Below are 11,503 nucleotides of genomic sequence, written 5' to 3' on the forward strand. Positions count from 1 at the left end.
GCGACGATGCTCCGCCCGGCCCGGCCCGGCCGGGGCGGCAGCGGCGCTTCGTGCAGCTTCCGGATGACGGCCCCCGCGGCGGCCCACGCCGCCGGTGACCCGGTCGACGGCCCGCCGAGGCGCCCAAGCGTCGTCCCCGGAAGTGCGGCGATCGCGAGCACGTGCGGCTTGCGCCACAGGACCTCCGGGGTCGGGACCGGGGTGAGCGACATCGCCTCGACCTCGACGTCGATGCGCGCCTGATCGGCGTCCACCTTCAGGAACACGTCGCCTACGCGCAGGGTCGCGCGCTCGGAATGGGCGACGACGACTTTGACCTCATCCATGGACGGCAGTATCCCGGGGATGATCGCCGACGTCGCCGGGTTTATCGCGTGCGATTACGCGGCTGACCACGTCCCGTTACCGGCGGCCTCAGACACGACACCGACCCGGTTCCACCACTTTTGTTAGGAGTCCAAGAGTCACCAGAGGCGCCAAGACACCTGCACTACTGAGCTTTGCGGATTGGTTTTCGTTGGTTTGTCATGTCAGGTCGGTTGCTGCGAGGAAGCCGTTGAGGAGTGCGGGGTGGCGTTGGAGGTGCCGCAGGCCTTGACGGGCGACGGAGACCAGTTCTTCGAGGGTGCGGGCGCCGAGGTTGGCCAGAGCCCCGCTCTTCAGGTGTGCCCAACTGCCCTCCACCGGGTCGAGATCGGGGGAATACGGCGGCAGGAAGACCAGGGTCGACCCGTCGACGCGTTCGGCGAAGGCCTGCATTCGGCGGCTGCGACGACTGCCCAGGTTGTCCCACACGAGTACGATCGGGCGGGCGAAAGTCCTGTGCACGTCCGGCAGTTGCCGGATCGACTCCCGGTCGGTGACCGATCCCGGAACCATGCGGTACAGGAATTTCGGCGGACCGTCGGGTGGATGGCAGCACCAGCCGACCAGCGAGGTCTTCGGCCGTTTCCCCATCCGCACCCGCAGTGTCGGGGTGTGGCCCCGCGGAGCCCACGTGGCGCGAACCGGCGGCGGGAGCGACAGGGCGGTCTCGTCCGCGAAGACGATCACCGCACCCGTCCGCTCCGCGTTGGTTCCACCCGGGGCCACACCGTGCTCCGCCGGGTCGTCACCGCCTCTTCGTCCCGTTCCAACGCGCGCCGGGCCGGTCGGCCGCCGTGACCACCCGTGGGCCTTCAGGAGCCGCCACACGCCCGACGGGGACGCGTACACCACCCCTGTGACCTGCGTGATTCACCCGTCCGACCGGAGCGAGCGTCCGGATCCGCCCGGTGAAACCGGCCGCCTCCGGCCCGGCTTCCAGTACCGCCGCCACCTCGGCGAACCCCTCGTCGGACACGCGCCGGCGGGCGCCCGGCGGACCGGCAGACCGCAACGCGTCCACCCCCGCCGTCCACCCACCTTCCGTGCCACGCCGACACCGCCTGCGGGGACACGCCCGACCGGCGAGCCACCTCGGCCCGCGACACACCCTCGGCGAACCAACCACCTGCCCGCAACCGTAACTTCTCCCGGCGCTCCCGCTCCGCCGGAGTCATCCCCGAGACCCTCATACAGCAGGTATGCCCTTATATGACACACCGTCAATCGGATCAGGAAACCTCAGTAGAGGGAACGTGGAACACCCGATCCGGCGGGCCCACCTCGGCCGACGGCCGGCGCAGGGTGCCGCCAACCTGGCGCGAATCACAGGGCACGGGGAGACTGCGAGCCGGTCGGGACTGCCGAAGGCGGCCATCTCTGCGCCTGTGGCAGCGATAACCCGGTGTCGTGAATCACGCTAGACGTTAACGACCCGCCGCCGCGCGTGGACGCGCCTCCCGCTTCATCCGGTTGGCGTGGCGCGGTCGAGCAAGGCGTTGATCGTGTCGGGTTCGATCCCGGATCGGCGCAAGGCGGTAATCCGCCGTTGGATCGGGTCCCAGTGGCGGTCGCGTACACGCACCCGTCTTCGGCGGTGGTGTCGTGGATGGCGCGGTATCGGGCCAGGTCCTGCCACGGGCACAGGATCGGCTCGCGGGCAGCGGCATCAGCGACAGGTAGTTCCTGGCGAACGGTGTACCTATGGGAAGGGCGTGAATCTCGCGGAAGCGACGGCGCAGCGCGAGGCGCTGCTCGCGGAGGGCGTCGCGGCGCCGGTCGTCGGGCAGCCCTGGCACTACTGGCTGGATCCACCGATCAGGACGCCCTGAACCTACGCGCCCGTATCCAACTACACCTCGACCGCGCCACCGGGCCATGACGCCGGTGAAGGGGACCGCTTGGTGATCACGCCGGAGTTCTGACGCGCGGAGCACCTGATCGACCCCCCTGAGGATGCCGGTGCCATTCTCGTGGGTGAGATCCCGGCTCAGGAGCATCTGCGGCGACGGTTCAGCGCAGGATGTCGGCGATCGCTTTGACCACTCCGATCACGACCGGAATCGTGAAGACGACGCCGCAGACGAGCAGGGCCGGGAGTTCTCTGTACAGCGTTCGTCGATCGGTGCCGATCCGCACCCGTTTCGCGGGATCCCGCGGGTCGTAGCGCACGTCCACCAAGTCCCCGGTCGTAGTCGCCCGCGGAGCGTGGAGCGCCACTGAGGCGACCACCGCACGGCCCTCGGCCGTCGTGAAGCGCTGGTCGAACACGCAGTAGCGTCCGTGGGACACGCTGCCGCGCCCGACCGGGACCCTGACGGTGACCCCGCGCGTGCGCAGGTGGAAGCGCTCACGCACGGTGTCCAGGCAGATCCACAGCACGAGGAAGGAGCCGCAACTCAGGACCCCAGCGATCGGCAACCCGATGACGTAGCCGCCGCCCGCGGCGATCCCGAGCGTGAGCAGGATCGCGAGATACGGGATCAGGGCGGCGACGACTCGGGTCCGGCGCCGCGCGAAGTCCGGTCTCCACGCGGACAGTGCCTCCACGGTGACCGCGGGAGTGTCCGGTCCGGGCGCCCCCGCTGCCGCCACGCGCTGTCGTAGACCCGTGGCGAACGCCGTCAACGCGGCCCGGTTGTCTTTGGGGGTGTGATGCTCCGACCCGTCGTGGAGAATTATTCGTACCACCCGTGAACTTTCCATTCGCACGTCACGAACGTGCGCGTACGGGACGCGGGTTCGGGTTCGCCGCTTCGCGACAACGAACCCCTCGGGATCCAACCGTGCGACCGATCCACCCGATCCGAGCACCACGCCCACGCCCATGTCCTGAGCCGCCATCGGCACGACACCTCCCCCTCGATTGTCGACGGCACACGCGATCCCACCGGTCTGTCGACGTTACCCGAACGTACTCGATCCACCGCGGCGAGTCAGCCCACGTCGCCTTCGTTCCGCGGCTGCCGGCCGGTTGCCGGCGCGGTCCTTGGGCGCGGCGGCCGCCCGAGGTGAATTGACGGGCAGGGTGAGCGCGCCGAACGCCGGGCCGGGGAGCCCAGGTCGGGCTTGTTCGGGTCCAGCCGGTACCCCATGACGTCGGTCCCGGCGGGGGTGAGGGCGGGAACGGGGTGAACGTGAAGCGTGTCGCTGCTCGTATCGGATCGCTGTGTCGAAGGTCGGCGGGCGCGGTGATCGGCGGAACCTCGTTTCCTGTGGATACGGACCCGGTCGGCCCTCTTCGGTATGGTCAGCGGATATCCGAGGATTGGCACCGGCCCATCCGGACGAGGTACCGGCCCACAGGTGAAAGCCGTCCGTGGGATCGAGCACCTGGGCCGGGTAAAGGTCGTCGGCAGCGCGGAATCGGCGTGCTCGAGGCCAATGGTCGAGCCGTCACAGCCGAGCAACGACGCACCCTGTGTTGTCCGCGTTCGGCCGATGCATCGCGGCGAAAGCGGGGGCTGGGGGCGCCGTGCCGGCAGCGAACGACGTCTTTCTTCGCGGCCGAGCTCGACCGGCCACACACACGCTCGTAGCGTTCATCGACGAGCACCGGGACCGCTTCGGCGGAGTCGAGCCGATCTGCAGCGTGCTCACCGCACACGGCTGCAGCATCCACCCGTCCACCTACTACGCGTACAAGAAGCGCGCCCCCTCGACACGATCCGTTCGCGACGCGGAACTGACCGCTCTGATCGCGAACGTCCACGAGATGAACTACGGCGTTTACGGCGTCCGCAAGGTCTGGGCCGAGCCGAAACGCCGCGGCCACACCGACGTCGCCCGCTGCACCGTCGCCCGGCTGATGAAGGACGCCGGGCTCTCCGGCGCCGTCCGGGATCGGAAGGTTCGCACGACCGAGGCGGACCCGACCGCCACACGGGCACCGGACTGTTGCGACGCGACTTCGTCGCGTCGGCGCCGAACCGCGTGTGGGTGGCGGACTTCACGCATGTCGCCGCGTGGGCCGGAACCGTCTACGTCGCGTTCGTCATGGACACCTTCTCCCGCCGTGTCGTCGGCTGGTCCGCCGCCACCAACAAACGCACCGACCTCGTACTCTCGGCGTTCGAGATGGGCCTGTGGCAGCGCGACCGGATGCAACACCCCGTCCTGCACGGGGAGTTGATCCACCACAGCGACGCCGGCTCGCAGTACACCTCGTTCCGCCTCGCAGCCCACCTGGCACGCGAGGGCACCGCCGGATCCATCGGCACCGTCGGCGGCGCCCTCGACAACGCCCTGATGGAATCCACCATCGGCCTCTACAAAACGGAGTCGATCAAACCCCGCGGCCCGTGGCACACCCTGGCCACCGTCGAACTCGCCACCGCCGAGTGGATCGACTGGTACAACCACACCCGCCTCCACGGTGAGATCGGCCACGTTCCACCCGTCGAATACGAAGCCAAGCACTACCAGAGACAACCAAAGCCGCAGGTCATCGCCACAAACCCGAGTCTCTGACGAACTCGGAGCGGTTCAACCCGCACCCCGAAACCACACCCACCAACCCCGCGCCCGGAACAACCGTCCCGATACAACAGCGAAACCCCAGCCCGCACACCCCACACCACCCCACAACCAACAACCACTCACACAACGATCCAAGTGTCAGGGTGTCCACGATCGAGGGGAAACCTCACCCAGTCCTACTCTTCAGCCAGCAGTGATTCCCGCAACCAGTTCGGCTCCACCCTGCCGAGCCGTGCCCGTAGGTCGCCTACACATGGGTGGTTGAGCGTCCGCAACGCCGCAACCAGGCTTTCGATTGTCTGCACCTCCCCGACGGGACAAACTCGCAGAACCTGTTCTATGGCTGGAACTGCTTCACGAACTCCCGCGTCGGCCAAGGCTCGGGCCCGCTCGACAAGGATCGGGGTCTCCGTACTCCAATTTTCCGAGAAGGAATGGCACAGCTTGCCTATCTCCCAAATAAAGCATGGCCATGCCTGCCATGATCTTCACTTCCGGATCCCGCGTGCAGCTGTATACGGATGCCAGAGGACCGAGAATCACAGTTCCAAACGGCGCCATGCGCTCCCATGCCAGGAAGCGAATTTCAGCATCGCTCTCGAATACATCGACTACACACTTGGCCAAATCGCCAACTAGCATACCGATGGATGCTACTGCCTCAACGCGACTTTCCAAACTCTCCGACGAAAGACCTTCGAGTTAATTACGGAGACGCTCCGGCATGGATTTGTTCATCGAACTCTCGTAACTGTCGACTCCAGCGCATCGATGAGCCCACCGCCCGGTATAGTATAGATATTTGGCTTTCCAGGGTTCATAGTGGGCCGAATTCCACTGAGGAAGGCTGCTTCCGCCGTGAATTCGACCACATAGTTCTGCCTTTCTCGAAAAACGCCAACACTGTTGAGCTGTCCAGAGCCGGCATTCCGCTGGAGGTCGGTCACAAAAACGTCGCCCGCAGCCTGGGCCATGAAGGAATTCGAGCCCGTCCCAAATGAAAGCGATCGCACTACCGCTGTCTCCCCGACTGCCGGCCCCCCTACAGTGAATCCAGAGAAACCGGCCGCACCTCCGACATCCGTAAATTGAGCGAATACAGTGCCGCCTCCGCTCGGAACACTCCTGCCAATGGTACCCCCCGCCGATGCCTTGCCAGCCTCCACATTGAAGGACGGGGGAAGCTTGGCATCCTTGCCGGCGTACGCGACCCACTTGCCTGCCGTCTCCTCTTCATCCGACTGCTTATAAGCCAGATACCGGAACCACACTTGCCGCCATTGAATAGACAGGCGCTGTACAAAGCCGTGTACTGGTGAGCTCCGATTGCCGTCCCTTCACCTCTGGCCATGGCCGTCTGAGTGCCCAGCAGGTCAAGAAACTTCGAGCTGCACAGTTTGGTCTTCTTGCAAGCAACCTGCCAGTAGTTCCACTCGTCGCCCGGCCAAGTCTCGCCAGTATGCTTGCCTGCCTCTGAATCCGACCGTCGCCTCTGTCCGGTGACCGCAGGCAGCCGGAGCGAGACCGACCGGCCAACGCGTCCGGACTCGCCTGCACAGCCGCGCGCATCGCCAGGCTCGACATCCGCGACCGCACCCACACGGGTACGTCAGCCGAAGACGGTCCCTACGGCGGTGAGGGCATGGTCTCGTCGTCGGTCTCTCCGGGGGCCGCCCGACTCGTCATCACCACCGGTACGAAGAGGGGCCGCCGCCCCTCACCCGCGACCGTCATGCGCCTGCTCCGCGAAACACGACGAGAAGCCCACCACCCCACAGCCGACCAGTTCGGTCACACAGCGTTACTTTTCACTTGGTCGTTTCTTGGGGCGAGCCGGGCCGAAGTGTGTGAAAGAGGCGCGGTGGAAAAGGTTCGCAAGCTATTCCGCAGCCCTGGGCGCGCTGATGCGGCCCAACCTCTGGGACGACCGGTTCTGCTTCCGCATCGTGTCCCGTGACTGGCGTGCAGCAGGGGGCCCGAGACTGACCCTGGGCGAAGGATCCTACTTCGACCTGATCGATCAGTCGGGGCCGCTCACCCGGGAACTGTCCGCCACGGCGCATCGATCTGCGGACCCTCTTCCGGCGTGGCGTCGGCTCCCGCTACGGGCCAGGTACAAGTCCGAACCGCTGTCGCTCGGGCGGCGGGTGGTGCTTGCTTCGGTGGGAACCCTCACGATAAGGCGCACTGCCGACGGGCAGGGCGAGTTCTACGTTCTCCGCCGCATCAAGGGCCGGACCGCCACGAGCGACGACACGCACAACGTGCTTCCGGGTGGCATGCTTCAACCCGCCTCGATCTCGCCTCTGAGCCGCCGTAGCGATTTGAGTGTGTGGCGCAACATCATGCGGGAGTTCAACGAGGAGATGCTGGGAGCGCCAGAGGCAGTCGGCCAGGGGGGAGCCGAGGTCGACTACACCCGACGTCCCTACTCCGATTTCGAGCAGGCCCTGACGGCCGGCACCCTGCGGGTATGGACGTTCGGGATGGGTTTGGAGGCCCTCATCCTGACGCCTGTCCTGCTTACGATCGCCGTGTTCGAGGCAGACGTGTTCGATGTCTTGTTCGCCGACCTGGTCCTTGAAGGTCCCGAGGGGATCGTCATCACCAAGATGCCGCTGCGCGATGCCGAAGTCGGCGATCTCCTGAAGCTGCCGAACGTTGCTCCGCCGTTGGCCGCGTTGTTACATCTGGCGCTTCGGCACCGCGATCTTCTGCTCTCGGCCCCTGTCCGAACTACATAGCGACCTGAGCTGCGGACGAACTCGCGGCCACCGAGCGCGTTCACGAGCAGGAGACTGCACGCTCGTGCCGCCGCCACCGGCGCCGAACGCGACGCGATGCTCGCCGCGCGCCGGCGTCGCACGGCAAAAGCGGCCCGGGTCGGGGCGTGTCACCCGCTCGCGCGTGGGGGCCGACGCGCCGGCAGGTACCACGACGACGACGCCTCGGTCGTCGTGGCCAAAGGACCGTGGTGCACGGAACCCCGAACGACGACCTCCATCCCGCCGCGCGGGAACGGGAGGGAGCCCGCTTCTCGCGCGGGCGGCACCCACACCCCACCAGGGAAGAAACCCATGTCCATCCTCCGCGCGTCCCCCATCGCGGGAAGGACCACGAAGAGGACCCTCGTCGGGCCTCGGTCGCGAGCACCCGGTGCGCGGCGGCGATGTGTTCGTCGAGCCCGTTCATCACGCCGGGGCACCGGCCGACCCGGCTGCCCGGCATTCCGCCCGCGCGAGAACGCGAGGGAGGGGTGTGCGGGGCGGTGGGCAGCGTCGGCGGGTGCCGCGCCACACGACGTCGACGGGGTGGACGCGTTCGGCGGCGTTGCCCTTGGAGTGGCCAGAGACGTTGTGGTCGAGGCGCGAACCTGACGCCCGCGCAGCGGACGGCGCCGGGCAAGGTCGGCGTCGACGTCACCGAACAGACGGAGCAGCCGGCGGCGGCTGCGGTGAGGGCAGACCGGTGGACCCTCACCCTCGCCGCGGCCGCGTCTCGCGAACGCGAGGGACACCTGACCGTGCCACGCAAACACGTCGAGGTTGTCGAGCACGGCGGCGAGGCTCATGAGGTCAAGCTCGGGGTCGCCCGCGCCAACGCACGACAACGCCGGGCCACCTTGGCGCCCGAACGCCTCGACGCGCTCACCGCACTCGGGATGCGGTGGTGAAAACGCTGTCGGCCGGGGGTCTCGTGCTCGGTGGGTGTGGGGTTCGACCTGCCGTCCCTCGGCATCGTCCGTGTCGGAGAGCGCGCAAGAGGGCGTGGATGCGTGGCCTCGCCGAAAAGCAAATAGAAGGCGATGCAATAATGTAAACATGAACAGGGATGCCGAGACAGTGATCCTCGCCAAAGATGCCGAACGTGTGATGGAGCCACGGCATCCTCGAGTTTCTTCAGAGTCTCTCGTGGCCCGATCCGTTTTCGGTCCAGGTTCTCGTGCGTGATCAGGATGACGACTGTTTCGGCTTGTGGATGATATACGACGGACAACTGAAGGAAGTCACGTTGCCCGCCACCGAAGGAACGCAATCGAAGTACGCAATCAACGGGTACATGGTGCGTATGGATCGGGCATAGCGAAAGATGAGATCAAAGAAAATTGAGTTGCTTCGGTTCAAACACCACATCTGCGGAATCGGGGGGATCCGGGGCAACGTGACCGGGTAAGGGACACCCACGGCAGACGAGCCTCGGGGGTCGCATGGACGTCGGAACGGTGGTCGGGGCGAGCATCGCCCTGTTGGGTGGCGTACCGCCACGACGGGAGGCGTCCTCGTCCTTCCGGCCGATTCGCCCTGCGGCGCCGCGGCATCGTGGTCGAAGGCGTGATCGAGGGGATGATCCCGACCGGCAAGGCGCAAGGGGACCGGATGTACGCGGCGCGGGTGCTCTTCACGACCCGCGACGGCGTCGAGGCCGTGGGCCGGAGCGTCGAGCGTGCCTGCCCGCAACCGTGAACTCACGCCGGGTCGTCTCCGGTGTCATGACGTCGCCTCCCGCGCCTTCGCCCACACCTCTGTCATGGCCGCACTGCGCGGAAGGCGCGACCACGAACGACCCCGTCGGATGCCGGGGCGTACGCGTCACCGGACACGCCCTCTGTCTGGTCCACCTCAGCCCCACGGACCGGACCGCGTACCTGGCCGCCCTGACCCCTGGCTCCGACGTCGACCACCGCGGCACCACCTTCGACGGCCCCTTGCTGACGGAACTTCTCTACGCGCTCCGCGACCCGACCGCCAACCACCCTCGGCTCGGTACCGCCGATTTCGACGGCGCGACGTTCACCGCCCAAGCCCGGTTCTACGGCGCGACGTTCATTGGCAACGCCGGGTTCGACGGCGCGACGTTCATCGACAGTGCCTTGTTCGGCGGTGCGACGTTCACTGCCGACGCCTGGTTCGGCAACGCCACGTTCACCGCCGACGCCTGGTTCGGCAACGCGACGTTCACCGCTGACGCCTCGTTCCATGACGCGACGTTCACCGGCACCGCCATGTTCCGCGGCGCTACGTTCACTGGCAACGCCCGGTTCCACCGGGCAACGTTCACCGCCAATGCCGGGTTCGACGGCGCAACGTTCACCGCCGACGCCGGGTTCCACAGCGCGACGTTCACCGCCGACGCCCAGTTCGGCGACACGACGTTCACCGACAACGCCCGCTTCCGGAACGCGACGTTCGCCGCCAATGCCGAATTCGTCGGCGCGAGGTTCACCGCCGACGCGGGGTTCCACGACGCGACGTTCACCGGCAACGCCTTGTTCGGCGACACGACGTTCATCGCCAGTGCCGGGTTCCACGGCACGACGTTCACCGCCAATGCCCACTTCGACGGTGTGGTGATCAGGCGTGAGGCGCGGTTCGACGGTGCGCGGTTCGAGTCTGCCGCGGTGTTGGGGCCGTTGTGGTGCTGGGGGGTGTTGGACCTGTCGGGCACGGTGTTCGGTGCGCCGGTGGTGATCGAGGCCGCGGCGGCCGCGATGCTGTGTGTGCGGACCCGGTGGGAGGCGACCTCGACGCTGCGCCTGTGGCACGGCGACCTGGACATGAGCGGCGCGGTCCTCAACTTCCCCCTCGCCGTGGTCTCGGCCGCCGCGGACACCGACCCGGTGCGGGTGCTGACCGTGAGTGGTGTCGACGCCGCCCACCTGGTCCTCACCAACACCGACCTCGCCGCGTGCCGGTTCCTCGGCGCGTTCCACCTCGACCAACTACGCCTGGAGGGCGACACCCGCTTCGCCCGCACACCACCGGGAACCGACCCGCTCCGGGGCATGCCTTTGCGCTGGACCGACCGCCTGGCGCCGGCCGAGGAACACCACTGGCGGGCCCTGACCACGCACCGTCCCCGGCTGCGCGCCGGGTGGACAGCCGCACCGCCACCGTCCCCCGGTTCCCCGTCCCCCGTGCCCGGGCCGGCCGCGCTCGCCGCGCTGTACCGCCAACTCCGCAAAGCCTTCGAGGACGGCAAGGACGAACCCGGCGCAGCCGACTTCTACATCGGCGAAATGGAAATGCGGCGCCTGGACCGCCGCCCCAGCCGCAACCGTGCCGAACGGCGACTCCTCACCGCCTACTGGGCGCTGTCCGGGTACGGCCTCCGCGCCTCCCGCGCCCTGGGCTGGCTCGGCTTCGCCATGACCACCACCATCCTCGCCATGATGCTGTGGGGATTACCCACCAGCGACCCCAAGCCTGTGACCACCGGCCCGCTGCCTGCGACCGGCCAGACCCTGCGCGTGGTGACCGACAACCCCGACCCGACACTCACCGGGCCGCTCCATGACCGACTCACCGCCAAGCGGGCCGAGAAGGCCACCCGCGTCGTCGTGAACTCTGTGGTGTTCCGATCCAGCGGACAAAACCTCACCAAACGCGGAACTTACATCGAGATGACATCGCGGTTCCTCGAGCCGGGCCTCCTCGCCCTCGCCCTCCTCGCCATCCGAGGCCGCGTCAAACGCTGAACTCCTGTCAGCGCTCGACATGTGCTGGACCTGAGAACGGGCGTCGGGGCCGGGTCGGTCCCGACGCCCCGTTTGGTCGAGCGTGCGGTCGTCCCGACCGCTCGATCGCTACGCGCAGTGGGTGTGGGTCGCCGGCTGTGTTCCTTGGGGCCTTGGTGGGCACCGCTCGTGTGCTGCGGGGCGAGG

General features: G+C 67.4%; 8 protein-coding genes and 1 pseudogene. 5 read left to right on the forward strand and 4 right to left on the reverse strand.

Annotated features, from left to right (window positions below; genetic code table 11):
• The 4 genes and pseudogenes from GT354_RS50655 to GT354_RS50670 form a co-directional block, all read right to left on the reverse strand.
• Nucleotides 1-326: pseudogene (locus GT354_RS50655) on the reverse strand (aminoglycoside phosphotransferase family protein); the annotation flags it as partial.
• Between the two features lie 199 nt (nucleotides 327-525).
• On the reverse strand, nucleotides 526-1,092 hold the full coding sequence (locus tag GT354_RS50660) for a transposase (RefSeq protein ID WP_161365040.1): 567 nt from the start codon (nucleotides 1,090-1,092) through the stop codon (nucleotides 526-528).
• A gap of 86 nt (nucleotides 1,093-1,178) precedes the next feature.
• On the reverse strand, nucleotides 1,179-1,556 hold the full coding sequence (locus tag GT354_RS50665) for a helix-turn-helix domain-containing protein (protein ID WP_161365042.1): 378 nt from the start codon (nucleotides 1,554-1,556) through the stop codon (nucleotides 1,179-1,181).
• A gap of 820 nt (nucleotides 1,557-2,376) precedes the next feature.
• Complete coding sequence (locus tag GT354_RS50670; RefSeq protein ID WP_161365044.1) at nucleotides 2,377-3,207, reverse strand: DUF3592 domain-containing protein; 831 nt, start codon at nucleotides 3,205-3,207, stop codon at nucleotides 2,377-2,379.
• A gap of 597 nt (nucleotides 3,208-3,804) precedes the next feature.
• On the opposite strand from GT354_RS50670, the gene GT354_RS55475 reads away from it, so the two are divergent.
• The 5 genes from GT354_RS55475 to GT354_RS50690 all read left to right on the forward strand — a co-directional run bounded on the left by GT354_RS55475 (nucleotide 3,805) and on the right by GT354_RS50690 (nucleotide 11,317).
• Nucleotides 3,805-4,833 (forward strand): IS3 family transposase, encoded by a 1,029-nt coding sequence (locus GT354_RS55475; RefSeq protein WP_161365046.1) that lies wholly within the window; start codon nucleotides 3,805-3,807, stop codon nucleotides 4,831-4,833.
• 1,856 nt (nucleotides 4,834-6,689) lie between these two features.
• A complete protein-coding gene (locus GT354_RS50680; RefSeq protein ID WP_161365048.1) occupies nucleotides 6,690-7,586 on the forward strand; it encodes an XRE family transcriptional regulator in 897 nt (298 codons plus the stop codon).
• Nucleotides 7,587-8,296: 710 nt separating this feature from the next.
• A complete protein-coding gene (locus GT354_RS53175; RefSeq protein WP_202513200.1) occupies nucleotides 8,297-8,515 on the forward strand; it encodes a hypothetical protein in 219 nt (72 codons plus the stop codon).
• A 577-nt stretch (nucleotides 8,516-9,092) separates the two neighbouring features.
• Nucleotides 9,093-9,305 carry a hypothetical protein gene (locus GT354_RS50685; RefSeq protein WP_161365050.1) on the forward strand — a complete coding sequence of 71 codons (213 nt, stop codon included), beginning with the start codon at nucleotides 9,093-9,095 and terminating at the stop codon, nucleotides 9,303-9,305.
• A gap of 26 nt (nucleotides 9,306-9,331) precedes the next feature.
• Complete coding sequence (locus GT354_RS50690) at nucleotides 9,332-11,317, forward strand: pentapeptide repeat-containing protein (RefSeq protein ID WP_161365052.1); 1,986 nt, start codon at nucleotides 9,332-9,334, stop codon at nucleotides 11,315-11,317.
• The last annotated feature ends 186 nt before the right edge of the window (nucleotides 11,318-11,503 follow it).

This window comes from Streptomyces sp. SID3343, assembly GCF_009865215.1.
Classification (GTDB): Bacteria; Actinomycetota; Actinomycetes; order Streptomycetales; family Streptomycetaceae; genus Embleya.